The 24,209-nt window shown below is 66.7% G+C and carries 27 protein-coding genes; 12 read left to right on the plus strand and 15 right to left on the minus strand.

Annotated features, from left to right (window positions below):
• Positions 1-61: 61 nt before the first annotated feature.
• Positions 62-1,240, minus strand: coding sequence for a hypothetical protein (locus tag MKL01_RS16095; protein WP_243906214.1), 1,179 nt, complete (start codon positions 1,238-1,240; stop codon positions 62-64).
• Positions 1,241-1,401: 161 nt separating this feature from the next.
• Positions 1,402-2,187, minus strand: coding sequence for a helix-turn-helix transcriptional regulator (locus MKL01_RS16100; protein ID WP_243906215.1), 786 nt, complete (start codon positions 2,185-2,187; stop codon positions 1,402-1,404).
• Between the two features lie 81 nt (positions 2,188-2,268).
• Here MKL01_RS16100 and MKL01_RS16105 point away from each other — a divergent pair, with 81 nt between their 5' ends.
• From MKL01_RS16105 to MKL01_RS16135, 7 genes are all read left to right on the plus strand, one after another.
• Entirely contained in the window at positions 2,269-2,472 is a 204-nt protein-coding gene (locus tag MKL01_RS16105; RefSeq protein ID WP_243906216.1) for a transcriptional regulator, read from the plus strand.
• Between the two features lie 303 nt (positions 2,473-2,775).
• Complete coding sequence (locus MKL01_RS16110; RefSeq protein WP_243906217.1) at positions 2,776-3,183, plus strand: hypothetical protein; 408 nt, start codon at positions 2,776-2,778, stop codon at positions 3,181-3,183.
• A gap of 71 nt (positions 3,184-3,254) precedes the next feature.
• Positions 3,255-4,100 carry an MT-A70 family methyltransferase gene (locus tag MKL01_RS16115; RefSeq protein WP_243906218.1) on the plus strand — a complete coding sequence of 282 codons (846 nt, stop codon included), beginning with the start codon at positions 3,255-3,257 and terminating at the stop codon, positions 4,098-4,100.
• Between the two features lie 274 nt (positions 4,101-4,374).
• Positions 4,375-4,617: a hypothetical protein gene (locus MKL01_RS16120; protein ID WP_243906219.1), complete on the plus strand. Its 243-nt coding sequence runs from the start codon at positions 4,375-4,377 to the stop codon at positions 4,615-4,617.
• Positions 4,614-5,702 (plus strand): helix-turn-helix domain-containing protein, encoded by a 1,089-nt coding sequence (locus MKL01_RS16125; protein ID WP_243906220.1) that lies wholly within the window; start codon positions 4,614-4,616, stop codon positions 5,700-5,702. The genes MKL01_RS16120 and MKL01_RS16125 overlap by 4 nt, the downstream gene beginning before the upstream one ends.
• Entirely contained in the window at positions 5,699-6,097 is a 399-nt protein-coding gene (locus MKL01_RS16130; protein ID WP_243906221.1) for a hypothetical protein, read from the plus strand. Before MKL01_RS16125 ends, MKL01_RS16130 begins: the two co-directional genes overlap by 4 nt.
• Positions 6,098-6,330: 233 nt before the next feature.
• Positions 6,331-6,573: a hypothetical protein gene (locus MKL01_RS16135; protein WP_243906222.1), complete on the plus strand. Its 243-nt coding sequence runs from the start codon at positions 6,331-6,333 to the stop codon at positions 6,571-6,573.
• A gap of 6 nt (positions 6,574-6,579) precedes the next feature.
• Here MKL01_RS16135 and MKL01_RS16140 read toward each other — a convergent pair whose 3' ends face one another.
• The 10 genes from MKL01_RS16140 to MKL01_RS16185 all read right to left on the minus strand — a co-directional run bounded on the left by MKL01_RS16140 (position 6,580) and on the right by MKL01_RS16185 (position 17,295).
• Positions 6,580-7,683, minus strand: a complete 1,104-nt coding sequence (locus MKL01_RS16140; protein WP_243906223.1) for a hypothetical protein — start codon at positions 7,681-7,683, stop codon at positions 6,580-6,582.
• Between the two features lie 11 nt (positions 7,684-7,694).
• Positions 7,695-10,166 carry a phage tail tip lysozyme gene (locus MKL01_RS16145; RefSeq protein ID WP_243906224.1) on the minus strand — a complete coding sequence of 824 codons (2,472 nt, stop codon included), beginning with the start codon at positions 10,164-10,166 and terminating at the stop codon, positions 7,695-7,697.
• A gap of 233 nt (positions 10,167-10,399) precedes the next feature.
• Positions 10,400-10,708 carry a hypothetical protein gene (locus MKL01_RS16150; RefSeq protein ID WP_243906225.1) on the minus strand — a complete coding sequence of 103 codons (309 nt, stop codon included), beginning with the start codon at positions 10,706-10,708 and terminating at the stop codon, positions 10,400-10,402.
• Positions 10,709-10,841: 133 nt separating this feature from the next.
• Positions 10,842-11,396: a hypothetical protein gene (locus tag MKL01_RS16155; RefSeq protein ID WP_243906226.1), complete on the minus strand. Its 555-nt coding sequence runs from the start codon at positions 11,394-11,396 to the stop codon at positions 10,842-10,844.
• A 137-nt stretch (positions 11,397-11,533) separates the two neighbouring features.
• Positions 11,534-12,058: a hypothetical protein gene (locus MKL01_RS16160; RefSeq protein ID WP_243906227.1), complete on the minus strand. Its 525-nt coding sequence runs from the start codon at positions 12,056-12,058 to the stop codon at positions 11,534-11,536.
• 40 nt (positions 12,059-12,098) lie between these two features.
• Positions 12,099-12,905: a hypothetical protein gene (locus MKL01_RS16165; RefSeq protein ID WP_243906228.1), complete on the minus strand. Its 807-nt coding sequence runs from the start codon at positions 12,903-12,905 to the stop codon at positions 12,099-12,101.
• 381 nt (positions 12,906-13,286) lie between these two features.
• Positions 13,287-14,237, minus strand: a complete 951-nt coding sequence (locus MKL01_RS16170) for a site-specific integrase (RefSeq protein ID WP_243906229.1) — start codon at positions 14,235-14,237, stop codon at positions 13,287-13,289.
• A gap of 98 nt (positions 14,238-14,335) precedes the next feature.
• Positions 14,336-15,172: a hypothetical protein gene (locus tag MKL01_RS16175; RefSeq protein WP_243906230.1), complete on the minus strand. Its 837-nt coding sequence runs from the start codon at positions 15,170-15,172 to the stop codon at positions 14,336-14,338.
• 248 nt (positions 15,173-15,420) lie between these two features.
• Positions 15,421-16,071, minus strand: a complete 651-nt coding sequence (locus MKL01_RS16180) for a hypothetical protein (RefSeq protein ID WP_243906231.1) — start codon at positions 16,069-16,071, stop codon at positions 15,421-15,423.
• Positions 16,072-16,074: 3 nt separating this feature from the next.
• Entirely contained in the window at positions 16,075-17,295 is a 1,221-nt protein-coding gene (locus tag MKL01_RS16185; protein ID WP_243906232.1) for an AAA family ATPase, read from the minus strand.
• A 936-nt stretch (positions 17,296-18,231) separates the two neighbouring features.
• Between MKL01_RS16185 and MKL01_RS16190 the strand changes: the two genes are divergently transcribed.
• From MKL01_RS16190 to MKL01_RS16200, 3 genes are all read left to right on the plus strand, one after another.
• A complete protein-coding gene (locus MKL01_RS16190; RefSeq protein WP_243906233.1) occupies positions 18,232-18,789 on the plus strand; it encodes a cell wall anchor protein in 558 nt (185 codons plus the stop codon).
• Between the two features lie 72 nt (positions 18,790-18,861).
• Entirely contained in the window at positions 18,862-19,440 is a 579-nt protein-coding gene (locus MKL01_RS16195; protein WP_243906234.1) for an NADPH-dependent FMN reductase, read from the plus strand.
• Between the two features lie 385 nt (positions 19,441-19,825).
• Complete coding sequence (locus tag MKL01_RS16200; RefSeq protein WP_243906235.1) at positions 19,826-20,155, plus strand: hypothetical protein; 330 nt, start codon at positions 19,826-19,828, stop codon at positions 20,153-20,155.
• A 286-nt stretch (positions 20,156-20,441) separates the two neighbouring features.
• Here MKL01_RS16200 and MKL01_RS16205 read toward each other — a convergent pair whose 3' ends face one another.
• The gene (locus tag MKL01_RS16205; RefSeq protein WP_243906236.1) at positions 20,442-20,657 is read right to left on the minus strand and encodes a hypothetical protein; all 216 of its coding nucleotides are present in this window, start codon (positions 20,655-20,657) and stop codon (positions 20,442-20,444) included.
• Positions 20,658-20,976: 319 nt separating this feature from the next.
• On the opposite strand from MKL01_RS16205, the gene MKL01_RS16210 reads away from it, so the two are divergent.
• Positions 20,977-21,129, plus strand: coding sequence for a hypothetical protein (locus MKL01_RS16210; RefSeq protein ID WP_243906237.1), 153 nt, complete (start codon positions 20,977-20,979; stop codon positions 21,127-21,129).
• 59 nt (positions 21,130-21,188) lie between these two features.
• Here the strand turns inward: MKL01_RS16210 and MKL01_RS16215 are convergent, their stop codons facing one another.
• Both MKL01_RS16215 and serA read right to left on the minus strand, forming a co-directional pair.
• The gene (locus MKL01_RS16215) at positions 21,189-21,662 is read right to left on the minus strand and encodes a hypothetical protein (RefSeq protein ID WP_243906238.1); all 474 of its coding nucleotides are present in this window, start codon (positions 21,660-21,662) and stop codon (positions 21,189-21,191) included.
• Positions 21,663-21,785: 123 nt separating this feature from the next.
• On the minus strand, positions 21,786-23,036 hold the full coding sequence (gene serA / locus MKL01_RS16220) for a phosphoglycerate dehydrogenase (RefSeq protein WP_243906239.1): 1,251 nt from the start codon (positions 23,034-23,036) through the stop codon (positions 21,786-21,788).
• Positions 23,037-23,359: 323 nt separating this feature from the next.
• On the opposite strand from serA, the gene MKL01_RS16225 reads away from it, so the two are divergent.
• Complete coding sequence (locus MKL01_RS16225; RefSeq protein WP_243906240.1) at positions 23,360-24,208, plus strand: transglutaminase-like domain-containing protein; 849 nt, start codon at positions 23,360-23,362, stop codon at positions 24,206-24,208.
• The last annotated feature ends 1 nt before the right edge of the window (position 24,209 follow it).

Genomic DNA, 24,209 nt, shown 5'->3' on the forward strand with positions numbered 1-24,209 from the left:
GCAAGGCGCGGATTGCCCGGGCAATGTCGGCCTGTGTGACCCGGGCGGGCGTGCGAGGCATTTACTGGCAGCTCAGTTGGGCGGCGTCCCGCGCGAGCGAGAGTGCCAGGGCCTGGCACCGCCAATTTCCGTCGAGGTCATCCTCTTCGGGCGCATGGGTGAGGAGGAGGCGGGCCTTGGCGGCGACGCCGGCCGGCGTGCGAGCGTCCGTCGCGGTCACGAGCTCCAGGAGCTGCATGGACCGGGCGAAGGTGCCGGGCGGGGCGTCGTGATCGGTCGCCTCGGATATGGCCGTCGCCGCGCGCTCCTCGGCGATCGCTGCCTCGGCCAGCGGGATCAAGGCGGCGTCGAGCGATGACGAGGCGCCCGTCGCAGCTGAGACCGGCCGATGGGGCAACGGCCGCCCGACCATGTCGACGCCTGCCAGCGCACAAGTCGCCTCGATGAGGTCCCGAATGTGATCGTTCGGGTATTCCTCGCCTGGGCCGGCCTCCTGGACGTACGTACCAGTGGGCCAGACCGCGGTGGAGAGGGCGCGCGCCTTCACGGCGAGTCCTTCGACTGTCCGAGCGGGGCAGTCGCGGATCTTCTCCACGACACGCACCATGGCATCGAAGGCATCCGCCTCACGCCGATGCGCTTGGCGCCGGCCGTTCGCGTCCCAAGCCGTGCCGAGATCATCCATTCCGGGAGAGCGACCCGTACGTCTCAGGCCCTCCAGCGTTGCCTCGACCTCCTTCTCCACACGGCGCGCGTTGGGAGCGAGCTCAAGCCATGCGGCGTGGTGGGCATCGAACTGACGCCCGAGGTCGAGCAGCGCGGCATCGTCCGCAGTCGCGGGAGGGGTGCAGTCCAGCTGATCCGGAGGGCGGCCGTCGATCGGCCGACCGCGCCAGTCGACACCGGCGAGGCGGAACAGGCTGTTGGCGACGATGCGAAGGAGCGTCCCGTCCTGGCCGACGAATGAGGACGTGTCCTGCCAATCCGCCTCTGCCACCAACGTGGCGGCGTGAGCCTGTACGAGGAGGCCCGCGAGCGACTCGGGCTGATGGGCGAAGATCTGATCAGCGACGGCTTTAACGGCTTTGTAGAGGCGGCGCCCCGTTTCCCGCGCCTCCTCACAGTCCGGATCGGCACTGGTGACCTCAGCGTCGCGATCGTAGGCGAGGTAGGGCGTGGCTGCGGCTTCGAGCTCGTTTGCTAAATTGAGAAGCTGGTTGTCTGCAACACGCGTTCCCACCGCCGTCTTAACTTGCGATATCGGACGAGTAAGGCCGCCGGATAGGCGGCACCGATTTGCATCGACCATAGAATGCATAGCCGCCTTCCCCTCCCGCTGCGAGAGAGGCAAGCTATACTTGCATTTTCCGATCAGGCAAGCGAAACTTGCCGAGGCGAATTTTAGTAGGCAACCAGTTCTGTGGGATCGCAAATGCGATCAATACGAGTGCCTTCGTTTACGGAAAGGCGAAGTATGTTAGATGGATTATGTTGGAGGATATCGATACTAGTTGCAGTATCTCCTACATAACGACCCATTATACAAACGTTCGCAATTAATTCGCGTTTGTTGTCGGCTCCGTAAAAAGTCTTATTCATGGTCGTTCTAAGCAAAACATAATCATTCAACTGGGGCAACGAGGCAGGATCAGCATAAGCAAGCGCGCCACACTCATATTTTGGGTAAAGCTTGTCGCCATATACTCTGAAGCAGTAGGCCTCATTTTTACCCACTAACTTAGACGGCCGCGGCGCTTCAGCAAAATTAGGCTGGATTATCAGAAAATCAAAGTCTTCGTCGGCAGCCTGGGTAAGAAAAAACGGAATTTTTGCAGCATCGGCCAATGGACCATTGCTTACTACGTTTTCCAATTCTTTCTTTATGAGATCAAATGCGCCAATAGTATCGTTTCTTTCGAAATTTTCTTTTACCGGTGCGAGTCTACGCTGGACTTCGTGAAATGCATCCGCGAATGCACCGGAGATCTCACCTTCGACTGCACGTGATACATCGAGATCAAGCAAGCGACAGACAGCAATTAGATTGTCTGTCGATGGCTCATGTGTGCCTGCTTCCCACTGGCCTACCGCGGCTCGGGTTACGCCCAGCGATGCTGCAATCGCTTGCTGCGTCAACCCACGCGACTTGCGTCGCTCTCTGAGCACTGATCCAAGGGTCTGAGCCATACGTGACTTGTGAGGGAAAGCCACCTAGCGTCCAGGCAAGTATCACTTGCCTTCGCCGACCCTGACTGGCAATAGGGACGCATGAGAGAAGCATTGCGGCGATGGCTTGATAAGGCGGGGGGCTCCCGCACAGTTGCGCGTCAACTCGGCATATCGCGCCAAGCTGTCGAGCAGTGGGTTTCAGTTCCTCCGACTAGGGTGCTGGATGTAGAGCGAATTACGGGCATTCCGCGACATCAGCTCCGTCCAGACATCTACCCCCGCGAGCCGGAGCACGCTCGGTGAGCGGCCGTTCAAAACCCAGCGCGCATCAGCTCAAGGGTGACCGCCCCGGCCACCCGGCGTGCGTCGGCGCTCAATCGGGGATCGCGCGCGAGCTCGTCCAACGCGTTCGCCAACCTCTCAAGCGGCTCGTGATCTTTATCGCATCGGTCCGCCGGCCGCCCGCGCTCGCCAAAGCTGACGCGGCCGGCGGTCCTGATGCTCAACCCCTGAAGGTATCCGAGGTCCACTACGTCGCTCCTCTCCACGCCCCGCAGCGTGGCGCAGGAGCCGTGGGAGATGTCCCAAAAGTCTTGGGAGGCGTCGTTGACCGCCTTATCGGCTGAAGCCGCGGAGGGCCTGCGCGAGCTCGCGCGCCCGTTCCTATCCGGCGATCGCGTGAAGGCGCAGATTGGGCGGGCGGCCCGTCGATCTGGCCTGACCTACTGGCGCGCGTTCGACGTCTGGTACGGGAAAGCCAGACGCATCGAGGCCGCGGAAATCGAAGCCATCCGGGCGGCGCGCGCCACCCGCGCACAGGAAGAGGCGCGCGATGAGTACTCCATCCTCCTCGCCCGAATCGCCGCCTGTGAGGCGGCGTTGGGACTACCTGCCGCGGACGTGGCTGGCACGCGCGATCATGCGCCAGGCGGGACAGCTCGCGGTGTGGATCGCCCCCTGGATCGCGCCGGGCGCGGGCTGACCGTGCCGGCCGTGGGGCGATCCCTCACGTGACGGCCGGGGCGTTCATCGCCCCCGATTCGACCGCCACTCCTACTCCACCCCGGATTTGGTCACGCGCCCGCATGCCGTCGCGCCCGCCGCGCTTCCTACCGTACGAGATCGAGGGCGTCCGCCGGTCGCACGAGGCCGGGACGTGGCCGGCATCGATGCAGCTCGGCGGGGACAGCGACGCGGGCAAGTTGCCCGCGGTTTCGGGCCGCGTCCGGGACCGCGTGGCCGACGTCTGCGGGGTCGGCCGGCGCACGGTCGACAAGATCGCCGAGATCTACGCCGCGGCCGAGGTCGATCCCGAACGCGTCGGCCCCATCGTGGAGGCGATGAACCGGACCGGGAAGGTCGACGGCGCGCACCGGCGCCTGCGCCGCATGCTGGACGAGGATCGCGTGCTCACCCTGGCCCCGCACGTCGGTCGGTTCCGCACCCTCGTGCTCGACCCGCCGTGGGAGGACGATTCGGTCTCCGAGGGCCAGCGGCCGCCCTACGCGACCATGAGCGTCGAGGAGATTGCGGCGGTACCGGTCGCGAGCTGGGCGGAGGACGACTGCCACCTCTATCTCTGGACCACCGGTCCGTTCATGCGCGTGGCGCTCGACCTGCTGCCGGTGTGGGGCTTCGATCTCCGCCAGGTGCTGACCTGGAACAAGCCCCGCTGGACGCTGGGCCGGTACTTCCGGCCGAACACGGAGCACGTCGTCTTCGCGACCCGCGGCCGTCTGATGACGCGGCGCCAGGACGTGGCCACCGCCTTCTCCGGCCCGATGGGCGAGCACAGCGAGAAGCCGGACAGCTTTTTTCGGCTCGTGCGCGCGCAGAGCTACCCGCCCTACGGCGAAGCCTTTCAGCGCAAGGCCCGGGACGGTTTCGTAAACCTGTACGGGCCCGCGCCGGCCAGCGAGGCCGCCGCATGAAGGCGCCGATCGCCGCGCATCTGCGCCGCCATGCCAGGCCTATCCCGCGCGGACCTCCGTGCCCGGCCAGATCCTAAACTCGTGCTCTGCCGCGTCTGACGGCTGAACAGCGCACCGCCGCGCCACACCCGTCGTCGCAACTCGCAATCCCCGCGCATCCGCGTCGGGGCGAGCGTTGAGACATTGCCCGAGCCTCCGCCTCCGATCAACCGGCCCGACCGCTGCGCGGCACCCTCGCGCATGGACTGGCGAAGCTTTGCCTTCAGAGGACGTCATGGTCATCCGCATGATCAACCGCAGGCGCTCGGCGCTGCGCTCTGTCGTCATCGATGCCGCGATTTTGGACCTGCCACGCCTCTCGCCGGCAGCCCTCGGGATCTACGTCGTGATCGCCTCCGTCCGGGGCGGCGTCACCCGCCAGGAGCTGATCAATCGCTACGGTGGCAACAATGACCTGCTCGACACGCGCTTAGCTCAGCTCAAGCGCTTCGAACTGATCGAGGAGGACGGGCGATGATCGACATGTCCATCCTGGCGATCATCCGATGGGCGGGCCGACAGGCCATCGAGAACGTTCCGGCCAAGAACGTCCTAAACGCCATCGCGACCTATGCGAACCGCGCCGGCGCGGCGCACCCCTCGCAACGGGAGCTCGCGGAGCAGACGGGGTACAGCGAGCGGGCCGTTCGGATGGCGTTGGCGCTCCTCGAAGCGGAAGGCTTCATCACCCGAAAGGAGCGTCGCCGCGGGAACGGCTCGCGGACCAGCGATGGCCTCCAGCTTGTGTTGGACCGGGATGCTCACAACCGGCAGGACGTGCCGGTTGTGAGCGCCGACGGAGCCGTGGTCACCGGCGCCACGTGCCAGGCCCCCCGGAATCTCATGCCGACTTCACCGGCACGAGATTCCGGGCCCACTACGTTCGAACAGCCAGGGGAACAGCCAAAAGAACAGCCAAAAGAAAATTCCGGTCCTGACGGACCGGCACCGCAGGACGGTGCGATCCCGCCGGGATTTCGAAAAGATCTTTTCGACAGGGGGGTCCGGATCATTCGGGACCGGACGGGCCGTCCGGAGGTCCGTTGCCGGGCCTTGATCGGATCCTGGCTCGGATTGGTGTCCGAGGATGCCGCCACCGTCCTGGCAGCGATCGACGCTGCAGTGACGGAGGAAGTCGCCGAGCCAGTGTCGTGGATCGAGGCTCGGCTGAAGCGGCGAGGTGGCGAAACCATGTACGAGGCGATGAAGGCCGACGGGTACTTCGCCGACGCGCCGAGGCCGAAGGCCTACAAGCCTCGCCCAGCCAACGGCGCGATCGGCTTGTTCCTGAACCGCATGGCGGGTCAGCCGTCGCAGGAAGCTCCGGACGCGGTGCGCGATGTCCACAACGCCAAGGCCATGGAGATGGCGATGCGAGGGGAATGGCCGGTCGGCGGTCGCGTGTTCGTCGAACGCGATGCTACCGAGGGACGCGCTTGGGAAGAGCACTTCGCCCGATTCGGCACTCGCCCGCGCTGGCTGCCGCTGGATAGAGGTGTCGGCGCCTACATGCCCTCCCCATGGCCGCCAGGAGGGCCAGCAGAGGCGCAGAATGGCGCGTGACGCCGCCTCCCGTTGCGCCGGCCGCCACCACGCCCGACGACGTGCGTGCTTGGCTCGTGGCCTTCTTCACTGATCTGCCGAATGCCCCGGTCTATGCGGCAAGCCGCGGCCAAGCGGCGTTCTTGGACCTGGACAAGAGCCCGTCCGGGCTGGACTGGCCCCGGTTCAGCGCCGATGTCCTCGGCGCGCGAAGCCGGGATCGGCTCTGGGTGCTCACATGGGCCCGGTGCGAGGCGCGCCGACGTGCCATCGCCCGGAACCTCCCGAACCCGCCAGGTGGCGGCTCGATCCGTGAGTTCTGCCGCGAGTTCGGAGTGCACAGGGCGACGTTCGATCGAGCCGTCGATCGCGCGCTCGCGATCCTGGCGGCCGAGTGGGACCGGCGGCGGAGCTGACAAGGCGCGCGAAACTTTCACGACCCTTCCGACTGGAATGACGAAGCGCCCCGTGGCCGGAGCCACGGGGCGCTTGTGCGATCGTGCGCGGCATGTCCTCTGCTCCAAGGCCGTGCCATGGGCGGGGCGAGGTGCCGCGCTTCCCGGTGTTGGACTGATCGCGGAGCCCTCTAAGCCCGCCCCGCCTTCCGGCATGCTACCATGCTGCCTCAAGCTGTTCATGGTGCTGTGCAATGGAAAACCCGCCGGTCCGCATCACCGCCATCAAGGTCGACGCCCGCTTCTTCGAGCCGAAATACGGGGCTGCGCTCGTCACGCTCGACAAGGGCGGGATCGAGCTGCAGGTCTCCGTGCCACTCGACATGGACGATGGCGCGCCCCCGACCCATGTGCAGATCGCGCAGTTCTTCCGCGATGCCGCCGAGGCATCGGAGCGGTTCTCGGCCGCCATGAGCCGCGCTCTGAAGGGCGAGTGATCCGATCTATGCCGGCGCGATGATGTTGGCCTTCTGCGCCGTCTGATCGAACGGGTTACCCGCCTGGCCGTCCGGGAAGCGCTGCGTGAAGGCCGCCTCGCTAACGAGCTCGACCGACGTCGTGGTCTGGCCCGCGGGGTCCTGGGAGCAGGTCACGGTGTAGACCCGAAGGTTCTGGCTATCGACGCGCCCGAAGGCCATGGGCGAGTAGACGCTGACCTTGTCGCCCAACTCCCACAAGCCATCCGTACCGGGCTTCAGCCAGCCATGGTGCACGACCGTCACCCGCAGCGTCGCGAGCAGGATGTCGGCCGCGTAGGCGTCAGTGGCGATCTTGTTCTCCTGCGCGCTCAAAGGCCGGTCCGCCAAGATGCGAACCGTAAGGCCCTTCGCGCCCTGGTCGATCTTGGTCTCGGACGCCACCTCGGAGACGATGCGCCCGAAGCGCTGATCCGAACCTTGCTCCTGCGCGCCGCCGATCACTTTCTCCGCCCAGGGAAACTCGATGTAGGCGTTGCACGAGATGATGTTCTCGCCCTCGCGCAGAACCGCGCCGCTGCCGCCATCCGGGACGCCGCCAACCAAGTCGCCGTTGGCCGCGCAGGTCAGCCGGATCCCGCGGTTGCGGGCGAGGCGGGACAGGAACTCCCAGTCCGTCTCGCCCCACTGGGGGATGACGTTGGGGAACGCCAGATCAGCGCCCGGCGGTGGGTTCACCATCCGGAACTTCACGCCGTACTTCTGCACGATCCGGTTGGCGATCGCCGAGAAGGGGTAGCCCCGCACCTGGCCCAGCTCCACGCTGGCGTGCTGAATGTGGCCGGCCGCGGCGAGGCCGGAGATCTGTACGGCGTGGCGGTTCGCGTCGTACCCGGCCTGCCGGATCTTGATGAACCCGTTCTCGATGACCTTGAAACCGGCGAGCGTCACATCGACCCGATCGCCCGGGACGAGCTTCATCACGCCGGCCGCGTACGGCTCGGCGCAGCTCATGACGAAGTGCCGGATCGGGTTCGTGTCCTGGTAGGTGTAGGTCACTCCCATCGTCAGCCACGTATTGAAGATGCCGCCGTCCGCGCGCACCTCGCAGATCAAGTTCGGATCGGGCATCGCTCAGGACCTCAGATGTCGTCCATTTGGGCTGGGCGGTGGCGTGAGATCGTGACGCCCCGGAACAGGCCGTCCATGTCGTGGTCGACCTTCGTGCCGGGGGGCGCGCCCGAGAGCTTGATGTGCAGGGTGCCCTTGCCGCCGGCACCCGAGCCACCTGGCATCTGCATCGTCTGGCCCGCGCCAGGCGCGCCGCGCCCGTAGAACCGGTCCATCAGGGCGTCACCAGCATCCTTGGACGGCTTCGCATCCGCCTTGGTCCAGGGCTTCAGCTGCTTGATGCTGTCCCCGCCGGCCGGCGAGCCGCGATCCATGACGACGCCCGGCACGCTCGGATCGCCGGCCATGGATTTCGGCTTCATCACCCGCGGCGCACCGTTCGGGAAGTAGTCTCCATCCGCCTGGGTCGGCGGCTTCGCCTCCGCCGTGTCCACCGCCGGGCCCGGAGGGTTCGACGCGTCGCGGCGCAGGCGGTTCAGGAACGGCCGGCGGATCGCGTAGGCAAGGCCGTGCTCGCGCGGGTTCTCGTAGCTCTGGATGCCCGCCCACAGCGACTGCTCCCCGGTCTGCGCGCCCCGGACGCGGTTGTAGGCCCCGCGGTACCGGCCCAGCATCTCCCGCCGGTACATCTCCTGCTGCACCGACCTGTCCCGCCAGTCCTTGCCCATCTCGGTCGCGAGCGCCCGGAGGCGCGGGAAACGGTCGTTGCCCTTGGCGTCGCTCCACTGGACCGTGCCGAAGGCGTGCGGCACGCCGCGGGCGTCCTTGTCGCCCATCGCGCCGGGGTTCAGGTTCAACCCGCTCTCGCCCTGCATCATGGCGACCTGGCCGCGGGCCTGCTCGTCCGTGTAGCCCATCCCGCCCTGGTCGACGGGCTTGCGGAAGAACTCCATCCAGGAGGCCACGTTCTGGCGGCCGGCGGCCGTCATGCCGGTGCGGGCCGCCCGGCGGCCGTCGTTGCCGCTGTAGCCGCCTGGCGGGTCGCTGGGAGGCGAGCTGTGGCCCGGTACGGCGGGCTTCGATCCGAACGGCCGCCCCCGCATGCCCTCGCCGATCGACGGGGCCGCCGGCACGTCCCGGGGAGCATCGGGGCCACCGCCGCCAGAGCCGCCGCCGGGGCCGCCATAGACGCCAGCGCCGCCGAACGAGCGCGGCATGCCGGAGCCTGAGCCGCCGAACGAAGCCTTCTGGATCAGGCCGCCCATGCCGCCAGGAGCCTCGAAGCTCGACGGCTGCGCCGTCGCACCCTGCTCGCGAAGCTTCTGCAGCTCGTCGCCGACCCGCTTCAGCTCCTCGATCATGCGCGTGTGCTTGCGCTCGTAATCGCCGTCCCGGGGGCCCTGCTCCAGGAGGTCGAGCTGCCGCTGCACCTGTGTGCGGCGGCCCTCCAGGCCCTGCCGTGGCGAGGGCGGGATCGCGGTAGGGGCGGGCCCCGTGTCGGTGGGGATGCCATCGGCCTGGTACGCGCCGCCACCCTCGCGGGACCGGCGGAGCTCCGCGTCCAGGCGCGCGACCTCGCGGCTCAGGCGCTCGATCTTGGCCGCGGCGCTCGGGTCGCCTTCGGCATGGTCCTTCAGGTAGTCGATCCGGGCCTGTTTCCGGTCGCGCTGCGCCGTCAGGCTCTTGTCGACGCCCTGCTCGTTCCCGCGCAGACCCTTCTGCTCGGCGCTGTCGAACAGCGTGACGACGCTCTTCAGGAGCGGCGTGAGGGCCCAGACCTTCGATTTCTCGACCGCCGCGTTCCAGCGGCCGACCATGTCCTCGAACTCCTTGGCCGCCTGCTTCGCCTCGGGCGTGATGTCGGCGACGGACTGGCGGATCTCCTGGAGCTTCTTGCCTGCCTGCTGGCCGTACTCCTGGATGATCTTGTCGATTTCCTCGGTACCGAAGAACATTGTCAGGACGCGGCGGCGCGCCTCCAGGTTGCTGATCTTCGGCAGATCCTCGAACAGCTTGTTCATCATCTCTTCGACGGAGCCGGCCGCCTTGAGATCGTTGAGCAGCCAGCCGAGGTTCATCCCCGGCAGTTCCTGCATCGCCTCGCTGTAGCCGCGCTTCAGCCTCGTGGCGGCGCGGGAGAAGTTGTCGGCCGCCCCAAGCATGGTCTGCCCGGAGATACCGACGCGCTCGCCCATATTCTCCAGGGCCTGGAGCGTCTTCACCGTGATCCCGGTCTGCTTCGACAGGATGTCGAGGGACTGGGTGTTCTGGCTGAAGCTGCGCATGGCACCGCCCAGCGCGCCGATCGACAGCGCCGCACCGCCGCCGGCGATGCCCAGCGCGGCCAGCGGCGAGGCGAAGGTCGACAGGGCGGAGCTGGTCTGGCCCAGGACGCCCTTGAAGGCGTCCCACTCCTTGCGCATGCCGGTCGCCGCGCCCTTCGTGCCGTCGGCCGCGCGCTTCAGAACACCCTCGACCTTGCCGAGGGGGCCGGTGACCTGATCGTCCAGCGTCGCGACGATCTTCAACTTGTCGTCGGCCATGGCCTGTCCTGTCCGTGGGCGAGGGTGTGCGGGCCGCGCGGGTGGCGCGCGGCCTCGTGTGGGTCAGTCGTCGTCGGCGGCGAGGCCGTCCGCGGCCGGACGTGGCGTCATCGCCAGCATGCGCCCTTCGATGAAGGCGAGCTGCCGAGGAGTGAGCTGATCCGGCGGGATCGAGAATGGCCACGACCGGTTCCAGAGCATCCCGTGGCGGATGATCTGATCGAGCCGAGCGGTCAGGCCGCCGCCTTGCTGAAAAAACGGCTGAGCCGGGCGGACAGGGCGATGATGTCGGCGGCCGGGATCTTGTCGACGAAGGGCGGCGGGGTAACGGCGAGGCGCGCCACGAGCGGGCGAACCTGCTCGGCCGAGAGGCCCGTCAGCAGATCGAACTCGAAGGCATCCTTGGCGGTGGGCTCCTGGAGGACGAGCACCTGTGACAGCCCCTCGGGCATCTCGACGGCGCGGGACAGCGGGAACTCGTACGGCCAGGCGGTGATCTCCGAGATCTTGGCCGGCGCGGGGGCGGCGGTGTCGTTCGACATGGATCGGTCTCCGATGGGTGGGCCCGGCACGGGCGTGCGGGGGCGTTTCCGGGGCCGTGGGCGGCCCGGATGGTCGGAGGCGGCGGGCGCCGCCGGATAGGTCGGAAGGGCTGTGCGGCGCGCCTACGCGCCGTCAGAGCTGTTCATCTTCGGACGGCTCGGCGAGATCGTCCGCCAGGCCGGCCAGCTGCAGATCCCAGAGGCGGCGCAGCTCCTCGCGGGCGGCCCTCATGCCGCGGTTCCACTCGGCCTCGCACATGGTCCGGATCTCGTGAGGGTTCGTCATCTGGCAGCACCGTGCCGCGATCTTGCTGATGGCGGTGTCCCCGCCCTGTTTCACGGCCTGGGCGAACTGGGCCATGGTGTCCTTTGCGTCGGCCGTATGCACGACGGTCCGCAGCTTCTCATCGAGCTCGATCTCGGCAATGCGCGCGATCGCCACCGCGCGGCGGCGATCCGCCTCTTCGCGAGTGATCATGTCGCCGCCCCCGCTGTAGGGCGCGACCGCATCGGCGACAGCGCGCTCGATGCGCCAACGCATGATCTCCGGGAGCGCGAGCTTCCACTCGACGCCGCGCGAGCGGTCGGCCTTCTCGACAGAGGGGCAGCCCTCGCGTAGCCATTCGGCCAGCGTGTTCCTGTGCAGCCCCAGCAGGGTTGCGGCCTCGCTAAGGCTATGCGTCTGCATGCGATTTCCCTCCGCACCAGGGGGGTGCTGATGCTGCCAACGGTTTGAAAATTTCAGAAACGGACACCCGGTGGGGTCCGAATTCCCCCCACCCGGCACCCGCCTCCGGAAGAACCTAGGATTTTGATCCTGGTGCACTACCGCTTTCCAAGGGTGCGTTGCGCCTCTCGGGCCCCGCGGGACACCTCCTTGTTGAAGCTCGGCTGCTCGTGGAGCGCACGAGCGCCTGGCTTGCCCTGCCGCTCCTTCAGCGCTTGACGGAACTCGCGTACGGACGTGCCGTACTCGATGTGCCGGCGGCCGAAATTCGGCAGGCCGGCCGCGCGTGCGAGCTCCATCACCTTCGCCGAGCGAGCCCTGTCGGCATCCACGGCGGCGCGAATGGCAGCACGGCGACCACGGCGGCCGGCGCGCTCGTCGGCCTTCTCGCCGTCCTGGTCCTCGTCGTCGTCGCGGTCCTCATCATCGGCGACGTCATCGAGGGCATCGTCCGTATCGTCGTCGCGGCCCGGGGTGGTGGCCAGGTCCTCCAGCTTCTTGTCGGTACCCTCGTCCTGATCCTCATCGCGGGACTTGCCGGCACGGGCGAGTAGGCGTCGGGCATCCTCGGCGGCGGCAAGGGCCTCAGGGCTGTTGGCGGACAAGCTGTAACGGTTCGTCATGGTCGTGCTCTCTGTAGGTGTAGCGGTGAGTGCGCAGGGGTCAGGACTTGGCCGGCGGCCAGAACGGCGCGTCGTTCCAGGCAAGCCCGGGTACGACGGCGGTGCGGATGAGCGAGGGGGCAGCGACGGCGGCCGAGGCCTCGACGTAGACCTGGCGCTCGCGCAGCTCCGTGCGCATGCCACCGTCCGATCCGGTGTTGCCGTAGCCGCTGACGCTGATCGCGGGGCTGCCGTCGTCCGGACCAAGGGAGCGACCGCCCGCGACGCGGATCGGCGGCTTCGTCTCCTGTCCGTGCTCGTCCACCAGGACCTCGACGGTGCGGATCTCATGGCGGGCGGGCTTCGAGGGCAGGCTGCGGAATGCGTCGGGATCGAGCGGGCCGGCATCCTGCGGACGATCGGCGTTGGCAGCGTCGACCACGGCGTGCAGCTCGGCGAGACGGGACAGGATATCGGCCAGCTCCGCGGCGGCCGGGCCGTACTCCTCCCGCATGATCCGCTCGGCCTCGGCCGCAGCCTTCTTGCCAGCGGCGTAGCGGCGGCGGCGCTCCGGCTCCCTGGCGGCCTGGCGGGCTTCCTCCTCGGCCAGACGGCGCTCGGCGGTGGTCACGATGGCGTCGGCGCGTTCGGCCCGGATCCGGGCGGCGCTGATCGCGGCGTCCTTCTTGGCGATGGCGTCGACCGTGGCGCTCGCCAGCATGGCGCTGCGCTGGCTCACCTGGCTGCGGACCTGAGCGTCAGCCTCCTGGCGCTCGACGCGCCAGCGATCGAGGTCCCGCGTGTTGTTGATGACGGACGGAAGGGGCGCGTCGGGACGCTCTACCCGAATGAGAACTTTCGCGGTCATGGGATGCCTTTCAGGCTCGGTTCGGTGAGTGCGGCCCGCGCACGGCTTGACCCCATCCGTGGCAACCAAGCCGACGCGAGGCGGGGAGCTGTGCTGTCTGGTGTTCGGGGGGGCCGCGGGCCCCGTCAGAAAGCGCCTCGCGCCACTTCTGCCGGCCGCTCGGGCCGGATCCTGTGCGGGCCGCCGGCGGCCATCACCCCGAGGAGAGACAAGAGGGGGGCCAGCCGGCGGTCCTAACCGAGCGCACCGGATCCCCACCCGCCGCGCTCGGTATCTCTGTTGCGGACCGCCGATAGCTCCTGAAGCCCGCGACAGCTGGGCTACCGGCGGTCCTGGCCGAGCGCGGCGGCGTCCTCCCGCCCCGCCCGGATCTCTATGCCGTCAGAGGAAGCCCTTGCCGGCGTGATTGCGGAAGGCCTGCGCTCGGCGGTCGTAGACCTTGAGCGTGCCGACCTCGCGATGGCGGGTGACGTCCATCACCTTCAGGAGGTCAGCACCCGCCTCCAGAGCGGAGGTGACGAACCCGGCTCGAAGCGAATGACCCGAGAAAAGCTTCGGATCGAGGCCGGCTGCCGCGGCGCGATCCTTGACGATCTGCGCCACCGAACCCGTCGCCAGCGCCGCGGCGATGACGCGGCCGCCCTTCCCGAGCGGCCGGAATACGGGACCCTCGGTGATCGCAGCGGCATCGAGCCAGGCGTCGAGCGCCTGGACTGGCCGGAGCCTAGAGCCGGCCGGAACGGCGACGACGTGGCCAGCGCCCTCCTGGTCCGTCTTCGAGCGCGTGATGTGGACGAGTACGCCCTCGTCCGTGCGCTCCAGGTCCTCGACGTGCAGCGCCACAAGCTCGGACCGGCGAAGGGCGGCCGCGAAGCCGATGAGCAGCAGCGCGCGATCGCGCTTGCCTACCAGCGTGTCGGGGATCTTCCGGAGCATCCGCTTCAATGCGTCGGCCGTCGCCGGCGCTTTCCGGGTGGCCTTCGTCCCGAGGCGACGGCGGATGCCCTTCACCGTCGTCCGGACGATCTCGCAGCTCGTAGGGGTCTCATAGCCGGCGGCGCGGTGCGCGCAGGCAATCGCGGCCACGTGCAGATCGATGGTCGACGCCTTGCGGCCTGAGGCGGCGAGGTGGCTGAGGTAGGCTGCCGTCGCCTCGGCGGTCGCTGGGAGCGGCTTGGCTATGCCGGCGGTCCCGCACCAGGCGCGGAACGCATCGAACGCCCCACGGTAGACCTGGATGGTGCGATCGGCCTTCGAAGCGCCCGCGAACGCCTTGGCTCCGGCCAAGGCCTCCTCGAACGCCGGTGAGTACAGCACGATTTCAGCGCTCAAGCGCTCTGCCGGCGCGACCGGCACCGGCACATTCATGGGATCTCTCGACGGTGGAGGAGCGGCCGATCAGGCGGCCGGATTGGTCACGACAAGCACGGTTATCGCGACCGGTTCTGTCTACGGATCGTCCCTTCGGACGCGGCCGATTTCGCATGTCCGCGATCGGGCATTCGAGCCCGCGCGCAACCCCGGCCGGCAGTCGGGTTCGAGCTCGTGCCGATCTTCAAGGCTGCGCCATCCGACCGGGCGGCGTTGACGTTGGCCGGGTCGGCCGACATCGCCTCATCCCGGCGATCCGGCACCAGGAAGCCCCACAGCTCGGCGAGGGATAGGAGGCCGCGGCGGAGGCGATCCAGGGCGACCGAGGCGGCGGCGCGGCTTCCGAAGCCGAGGTCCTGGCCGATGGCGTCGAGCGTCCGTTCGGCGATCACCACGCCGTGGACGACGGTCCAATCCGCCGGATGCACCTCGGCCTCGGCCCGGTAGAATGCCCGCCGGGAAGCCTCCATGGCTTCTGTGATGGTCCCGCGCTCCGACAAGTCGGAGTGCCCGTTCGAGCCGCCGTCGTTGGCCGCGCCGACGAACCCTGACAGACCGGCGCGGTAGTGGTGGTGGCGCAGCCGCTCGCCGGCCGCGTGCAGCAGACGGTTCCGGTCCGGGTCGGCTTCGTCCAGGCGGTTGCGGGCCGCCAACCCATCGAGGGGCACGGGCGCAAGCCGCACGATGCCCTCGCCTTGAACGATGGTGGCTGAGCCGGATCCGATGATCCGCACCCGGCCGCCGGCCTCGCGGACCGCCGTGAACCCGACCTTCGCCTGCCGCTCCGGCACGGAGTCCGCGTCCCGACCCGGCGTCGCGGTCGGCTCGGCCGCCAGCGCGCGCACGGTCGCGAGCGTGACCGGAGCCGCCTTGCGCTTCCGTCCTGCCCTGCGCATGCCGACCTCCAGGCATTAAAAAAGCCCGCGCGGATCGCTCCGCCGGGCTGATGTCTCGTTCGGCCGCACGTCGCGACCCTGCATTAATTCTGCATTTCAGCCCGCGAACTGTCAAGGTTTTGCGGACTGAAACCGCTGACAGCGCCACTGCCTACGATATACGACGACGCCGATCAAAGTCCCGTATGTTTTGCGCATGGCGGGTTTATTGATTGCGCATCAGACCAGCAGACCTAGACAAGAAGCTCTTATGCCGCCGCCTCTGCAACAACCGCTTCAATCTCCAGGCAAAATACATCGAATGAAGCCGATCGGCTTCGAGCGGTGGGTGATATCAAGTTTTGTTTTTTTATTTCCTCAGAAACGCGAAGACTATCTATTTCTGAGTAATCTTTACAAGCTTTCTGAGCTTTAGAACCAACAGGACGCAGATCTCTTTTGAGCCGCTCCTTAGAGTTTTCGATAACGCCAACGGCCCTTGCTCCATAATTTACACTGCGCCAGCAGCCTCTGACAGTTGCGAGAGCATTAGGGAAGAGCATCCACCATGTCTCGATTTCCCAAGCTGGAGTAACTGCGATTGAACTGCTGATCCCCGCCTGCAAGAGAAGCTGTTTGAGTGCCTGAGCTTCAGCAACATGTGCCGGCTCGACTGCATCACAATCACGATGCACGACAGCAGTCACAAGAACATCTTTAGTCCTCTCGTTGCGCCACAGCGCGGCTATTTCCTCGGACATTTCTCGGCGCTTACCAGATTTTTCTGCATTTCTAGCGAGCACTAGAGGCCTACGCCGAGACTCCACCTTGGCGTTGGGTGCAAGCGAAGAGATAAGAACCGCAATCGCGCGCCTATCATTATCATCTTCTCCAAATACCAAGAACAAATTGCGCTTCATGATTTAAAGTGAGCCTCCCAAAGCTCCAGAAAACCACAATTCTCCCAGTCCGTAACCAGTATCATTTTGCAGCGAAGTGACTTTTGCAATATCCGGTTTGAACACACGAGACGATCCAGTGGTATGCACACGCTCAACAACAATCAGTTCTGACGCGCTAAGCCTGTTTACCAAAGCAGGCGAATGTGTAGCGAGTATGATTTGTGTATTAACCGAAGCCTCTCTCAAGCGGTCAACCAAGCGGTCTAGAGCGTGGGGGTGCAACCCGTGGTCAATCTCCTCCAAGCAAGTGAGCTTAGGCGGGTTCGGATCATGAAGCATCGCGAACAAAGCGATGGAGCGTATGGTGCCAAACGAGGCTCTTCCGAGCGGCGTTGATCCTGAGAGGCCACTCTCCAAGATGTCTAGTCGGACAGCTTCATCTGCGCCGCCGAGCGGGGTAAACGCAAAATCCTTAAACCCCGGCAGGACAAAGCGAACATCGTCACATACCAATTCAAATGCACTAGGGTGCTCGATACTCATCCAATATAAAAATGCTGCCAGATTTGATCCGTCCGCCCGCAGTGTCTCGGGATTTCTCGTCCGAGGCACCGGCAGCCGAATTCGCTCTACGTCAATCTCAAATAGCCGCAGTTGCTCGAAAACTTGTGCCAGCGCCTCAACCTGCGAAGCCTCGTAATCTTCTCCCAGCTTCCTCAAAGTTGCTAGACCAGTAGACGCTCCCTGGACTGAAATGCTGCTGGGACGGCGCTTGCGACTGTTCGGCTCAATAGGCTCAACTTTTACGGTGTTGCCGCTCAACGTGATACGGCGCCCTCTTCCGGCAGTACGCTTCACTACGATGACTTCATTTCGCTGGATCAAGCGGCGTCCATGAGGATGCCTTTCGGTTGGTAGGATTACACGCTCCCACAGCGTCAGCTTGTATTCATCTGGCGCGCTCACGCTGGCATGCTGAGTGATCTCGCCAGTGAGATTGAGGCGAATAGCGTCCGCTTTCCGGTCAGCTCCTCTATATTGAAGATTTTCAAATCCACCAAATTCATCGATAGCGAGCACAAGATCACGTCTCGCCACATCTCCGAGAAATTGAAATACCTTCAATACATTAGTCTTTCCAGCACCATTCGGGCCAACAAGCACATTCAAGTTAGAGAATGCGATGTCGACTTTTTGTAAGCTGAGAAAATTCTCAACCGAAAGTTGCGAGATTGTTGTCATGCGCCGCTTGACACCCGGGCTCAACCCAAAAACTAGGCCTTGCCATCCATCCTACACTAAAGGCGAAAATCGTTTATAATTCGGAAGTTCGGATTTCGCCCTGTCAGAAACATGTAGGGCGCCTTCCCATAAGACGGCACTCACTGAAGTCCCAGTAAATTTCAATCTCCCTTCAAGGGTATGCGATAATCAGGCGGATAGACCCCAATCGCGCGAATTGCCCAGGCCATACCAGACTGCTTTCCGGTCTCGAAATTTCCTGCGCTGATACGGAAAGTAAGGCGGCAGGCAACCGCATAAGATCCCACCCTATGTGTGCCTGATAGGCGGCGAAGATCCCCGCAGGTGCGCAGGAACGCTTCCCAGCCTTCTCAGAGACTTAGCCTTCAGGGGGGGCTTAAGCCGGCCGGCTCCGCCGCCCGCTCAGGGTGCCTCAGCCGCCTGCTACATAACATCGGCGACGAGCGTATAGGTCGCGACCCAGGCCTCCCGCACCTCAGTGCCTCCACGCCATCGCCAGTCAGGTGCGGAAGGCGCTGAAAATTCACGTTTCAAATCAACAGGGGCGAGATGAACAGGTGCGGGATCTAAGCTATTGGTAAGATTGCTTCATGGCTTAACTGCTCGGGGAGCCACTGTCCCAATCCCCTGCGATCACCTGTCCGGCAACGCGATTCTTCGCCCGCGCCGAGGCGTGACCGGTCGATGCGTCGTCCTCAGGGATGGCTCCGATCATCCGAGGCTGTAGGCCTCGGGGGCCCGGCAAGACTTGCCGCGCGGACGATCCTGCCGGGATCGTCATCCGGTCCCGCCTTGAAATCATGGGCGAATTTCTGGAACGCCCTGTGCCTGCCCTCACCGGAAGCGGTTGCGAGGGACGTCATGTCGGTGAATGCGGTAACGGGGCCATCCCTCCAGCGGGATCTCGCCGGCGCCTTGCGCCTGTCGCGCGCGACGGCCGCGCAGCCGGTCGATGCCAGCGCCTTCACCACGGGGAGCCAGGACGCCAGCGCTACACAGGGCAGCAGCAGCGCGTCCCAGCCGACCAGCACCGCGTCGACGCCCGCGTTCTCCAACGACCTGATGGCCTCGCTCCTGCAACTGCAATCCGACTTCAGTCAGCTCGGCCTGCAGAATGACGTCGCGACGTCGACGGCCTCGTCGAGCGCCTCGAACGATTCGACGCTCCTTGACCCGGCGGATGCCAACCAGGCTTCGACCGGCGCGGCGCCGGTGCATCACCATCACGGGCACCATGCCCGTCCGGCCGCGTCCGACTCGACGGACGCCGCGCAGACCGGACCGTCCGCCGGCACGACGGAGGCCGCCGCGACATCCGGCACGGCCTCGACCGCCGCGACGGCCTCGGCGGGCGATGCCGGCGATGGCCTGCACGCGTTCCTGCAGCAGATCACCACGGCGATCGCCGCCTACGCGACCGGCGGCCCGGTCGGTATCGCCGCCGCCGCACTCACGACCCCGACCAAGGCTTGATCGGCCCGGGCGCCGGCGGCGCCTGGAGCGGCAAGCCCCCCTCTGGCATGATCGGGCCGACTGGAGGCCGTCATGTCCCTCACCGTTCCCATCATCCTCGGCAGCGTCCGAACCGACCGCATCGGCCTCCGGGCCGCGCGTTTTCTGGCGGCGCGCCTGGAGTCGCGCGGCCACGCCGCCCCGCTGGTCGACCCGAGCGAGCTGAAGCTTCCGCTGCTCGACCGCATGTACAAGGAGTATCCGGCCGGCTCGGCGCCGGAACCGTTGGAGCGGCTCGCCGCGCTCTATCGACGGTCCGATGCCTTCCTGATGGTTTCGGCCGAGTACAACCACGGAGTCCCGCCGGCCCTCGCCAACACGCTGGATCACTTCCTGGAGGAGTATTTCTGGCGTCCTTCGGCGATCTGCTGCTACTCGGCCGGTCAGTTCGGCGGGGTTCGCGCGGCGATGCCGCTGCGGGCGATGCTCGCCGAGATGGGCATGCCCAGCATCCCCTCGCTGCTGCCGATCCCGCGCCTCCAGAAGGCCCTCGACCCCGACGGCACGCCCGCCGAGCCCTGGCTCGAGACCGCAGCGCAGAAGTTCCTCGACGAACTGGAATGGTATGCCGAAGCGCTGCGCGAGCGGCGCCAGCGCGGAACGCCGTACTGATCGAACTCCCACCGGCCGCGCCTGGATCGGGCATCACCCTGAGGCTTTCCGATCACACGGTCGCCCGCGCATCGGCTCGCGTACCGGCGGCGCCAGGCGGGACCCGACCCGTAAGACGCCCCGCGCGCGTCCGGCCGCTCAAAAACAACGGTCCAACAACCTGCGAAGATGGCGACTTGATTCGGGACATCGCACCTTTCGGCCGGTTTATGACTGACTTCTGTCTCTGAAAACTCGACATTTCCGAGAAATACTTTGTCGAGCTGATGTCGAGCCGTCGCGTGGGGGGCGCGGCATGACTGTATTAACCTGTTGCAAAAAGGTGGCTGCAGGGTCAGCCGAAGTGTGGGAGCTTGATCGTGTTCCCGAAAGCGGACTGATTCCGATGAAGATCGACGAGAGGGCGCTCCTTCAAGAGCGCGTGCGGACGCTTGTCCTGCGTCACGCCCTGGAAGCCGTGCTCGACCGCCTCGCGTCCGCCACGCGGACGGGCGGGAAGAACGCCGAGAGCGAGCTTCTGAGCCTGGAACAGTCCCTGGTCTCGGCCGCCCGCAGCCTCGCGGATCGCGCCAGCACGCAGAAGCTGGCCATTCTCGTCGCCGTCGAGGACGCGAGCGCCACCATCCGGGCGGCCTTCGACCATGCACAGGAGCGCCTTCAGGCGCCGCCCGTGGCGCACCTCACCCTGGTCGAGACACCGGCCGCCGCCGCTTAGCGCTCGCGCCGGCCCGGTACCCGCACGGTCGCGCCGCCGCAACGACGCGGCGCGCCATCCGTGCAGGCGGGCCACCAAGTCGGGCCGGTGCCGCGCGCCGAAACAGACGGACGCGGCCTAGACCATGGCGGTCCACGATAGGCGAGTGCGTCCGGGCCGCCGTAGCTATCGTGCCTGAGCGTCGCGCTCGCCGGCCCAGTCGCCGGCAGCCAGGCCGTCGCGCCCAACCGAACGGACGGCAGGACATCGCTTGCGGCGCGCGCCCCAAGCGGACGCGCCGCTCGGTTCACTGCTTCGCGCGGTTGATGATCGTCCAGAGGGCCTGGGCCACGGGTTCGGTCACGGTGCGGCGGTACTTGCGATGCACGAGCTGGCCGTTGTGAAACACGTCCTGCTCCACGTAGAGCCTTTCGCCGTCCCACCGGACGATGTTGTCGGACTCGATCGTCTCCTCCACGCCGAGATCGCCGCGTAGGATCGAGTTGCCTGTCTGGGGGAGCATACGCGCGTCCTTGTTCACGCAGTCGTTCTCGTCGGCGGAGACCCGCCTCCGTGCCTGCAACGCACGCCCGGAGGCCCTCCGCGTCGGGCAGCATAGGAGGGCATCGGCGCACATGCCAGCGAAGACGCCGACGCTATCGGCCGACCGTAACCGAGGCGGGATGACGAACGGTGCGAACCGGCGCGCCGCCCGCGCGTGAGCGGCCTCGCATGTGCGCTTCGGCACGGCGAAGCCTTCGCCCGGGTGCGATGCTGCACGCGCACATCAGGATTGCTCACAGATCGCCGCCCCGATGTGCAGCTTCGCGACGGAGGCGCCCATGCTCGCTCGGCCATTCCGCTTCATCGCCCCTGCGGTCGCCGCTCTCGGTCTGATCGCCCTGCGCCTCGCGAGCCCGCTGATCGGGCCTACGACGCCGCCGCCGCCAGTCGGCACGGACGACGGACGCGTCGTGTTCCGGCACTATCTCTGAGCGCACGCACGATCGCCGGTGAGTCCGGTTCGTCGGGCGCGTCGGCGTCGCGAGCGGCTTCAGCCGCGCCGGTCCAGGATCACCCGCTGCACCGGGCAGGATGCCTGCGCCGTCGGTCCGAGGATGATGTCGCCCTGCTGCGGATTGTTCACCGTGAACGGCGCGGTCTCCTGCAGGCCGATGAAGCCACGGCCGAGCTGCGGCACGAACAAGTCGCCGCCGAACCGGATGAAGCATCGGTCGAGCACCGCCTCGTAATCGAAAGTCCTCTGCAGCACCGGGCTCCCGGCCTCGCCCGGGATGCCGCAATAGGCAGACAGGTCGAGCTGGCCGGGACGCGACAGCCGGACCGGCAGAGACTGTCCGGGCAGCAGCGTCGCCGGCGGTCCGCCGTCCTGGCGCGCCACCAGCACGAGGCCCGAGCGGTTGTAGACCCGGCGCAGGCAATCCGCCGAGGCGCCCGGCACGGCCGCAGCCACCCCGACCAGGCCCAGCAGGAGGCCCGCCCATGCGCGGCCGACACGCTTCGTCACTGGATATCCTCCGCCTGCCGGCCGATCGATCAGTCATGGCCGCCGATGACTTGAACAGCGGCCGGCGAGATCGCGCAAGTCGCGCGCCGCCACAGCGGCCGAAATGCCGTTCGGGTTCCGCACTCAGCGCCGCTCGTAGAGCAGCCGGGCGCGGATCGTGCCGGGAATCGCCCGGATCTGCGCGAGCAGCGCCTCGGCATCCGCGTCGGTGGCGTCCGTCTCCAAGACCACGTAGCCGACCTCGCCGTCGGTCTGGTAGAACTGCGCCGCGATATTGACCTGGCCGCGGGAGAACACGTCGTTGAGGCGCCCCAGCATGCCCGGCAGGTTGCGCTGGACGTGGATGAAGCGGGTTCCCGTCGGCCGGGCGGGCAGCTGCACCTGCGGGAAGTTCACCGCGCCGATCGTCGAGCCGATATCGGAATAGTCCACGAGCTTGCGGGCGACCTCGGCGCCGATGCGCTCCTGGGCCTCCTCGGTCGAGCCGCCGATATGCGGCGTCAGGATCACGTTCTCGATGCCCTGAAGGGGGCTCACGAAGGGCTCGGCATTGGAGCCGGGCTCGACCGGGAACACGTCGACCGCCGCGCCCTTGAGGTGGCCGTCGCGCAGGGCCGCCGCGAGGGCGTCGAGGTCGACCACGGTGCCGCGCGCATTGTTGATCAGGAACGCGCCGGGCTTCATCGCCCGGATCTCGGCCTCGCCGATCATGTTGGCGGTGGCGTCCGTCTCCGGCACGTGCAGCGAGACCACGTCGCATTGGCCCAGCAGGTCATGCAGGGTCTTGGTCGGCTCGGTGTTGCCGTGGCGCAGCTTGTCGGTGTGGTCGTAGAACAGCACCCGCATGCCCATCGCCTCGGCCAGCGTCGAGAGCTGCGTGCCGATATTGCCGTAGCCGACGATGCCGAGCGTCTTGTTCCGGACCTCGAGCGCGCCCGCCGCCGACTTGTCCCAGCGGCCGGCATGGGCGCCGACCGAGCGCGGCACGATCCGCCGCAGCAGCATGACGATCTCGCCGATGGTCAATTCCGCCACCGAGCGGGTGTTGGAGAACGGCGCGTTGAACACCGGGATCCCCCGGTCGCGCGCCGCCGCCAGCTCGACCTGGTTGGTGCCGACCGAGAAGCAGCCCACCGCCAGAAGCCGGTCCGCCGCCTCGAACGCCGCCGCGTCGAGCTGCGTGCGCGAACGGATGCCCAGCATGTGCACGCCCTGGAGCGCCTCGTGCAGGGCCTCGCGGTCCAGGGCCTTCGGCAGCCGGGTCAGGTTGGTGTACCCGGCCGCCTGCATCAGCGCGACGGCACTGTCGTTGATGCCTTCGAGCAGGAGGACGCGGATCTTGTCCTTGGGCATGGAGAGCTTGTCCGGCGTCATCGGCGTCGATCGTCTGGAGGCGGGCCTTCGCGGCGAGAGGTCGCCGGCCCTGGGGCTTGGACCGCAGGGATACGAGCCTGCCCTGTGCGATGCAACATGAAGCGCGAATGGGCAGGCCCGCGGGATTTCGGGCCCGGGCGCCCAGTCTTGTCGCGACGGCGACTGACCTCACCCCTGAGTTGCCGAACATTGAGGCACACTGAATACACAAAGCTGCACGCGTCGTCGGAACTTGTCGGCTGTCCAGGCTTTATAGGCCCCTGTATTGCAACTCCTGGCTTCCGGCGCGTTCCGGTGCCGACTTCCGACACGGTCTTTCTATCATGCACGTCCGCACCGGCTTCACGATCGCCTTCGACACCTTCGGCCCGACGCCGATGAACCTGCTCCTGAATGTGCGCCCGGAGCGCCACGGCGATCTCGTCACGCCGGAGGTCATCACGTTCGATCCCCCGGTCCGCGCCAGCCAGCACGTCGACGGGTTCGGCAACGTCTGCACCCGGATCGTCGCGCCCGGCGGCCGCATCAGCATGACGGCGGATTTCACCATCGCGGATTCCGGACTGCCGGACGAGCAGGCGCCGGAGGCGCGGCAGATTCCGGTCCAGGACCTTCCCGACGCCACCCTGGTCTACCTTCTGGGGTCCCGCTACTGCGACACCGACAAATTGTCCGCCACCGCGTGGTCGCTGTTCGGCGCCACACCGGAGGGCTGGGCGCGGGTCCAGGCCATCGTCGACTTCGCCCATGAACGACTGCGCTTCGACTACCAGCAGGCCGACGCGACCCGGACGGCCTTCGACGGATACACACAGCGGGTCGGGGTCTGCCGGGACTTCGCCCATCTGGCGATCACCCTGTGCCGGTGCATGAACATCCCGGCCCGCTACGCCACCGGCTATCTCGGCGACATCGGCGTGCCGAAGGATCCGGCACCGATGGATTTCTCGGCGTGGTTCGAGGTCTATCTGGAAGGTCCCGAGGGCGGCCGCTGGTACACGTTCGACGCCCGGCACAACCGGCCGCGGATCGCCCGCATCGTGATGGCCCGGGGACGCGACGCCACCGATTGCGCTCTGACTACGAGCTTCGGCACCGCCTATCTGGCACAGTTCGACGTGCACACCGACGAGGTCAGCGAGACCGAGGCCGCTTGGGCGCGAGCCGCCTGAT

Origin of the sequence: Methylobacterium sp. J-070, from assembly GCF_022829385.1 — a bacterium.
Classification (GTDB): domain Bacteria; phylum Pseudomonadota; class Alphaproteobacteria; order Rhizobiales; family Beijerinckiaceae; genus Methylobacterium.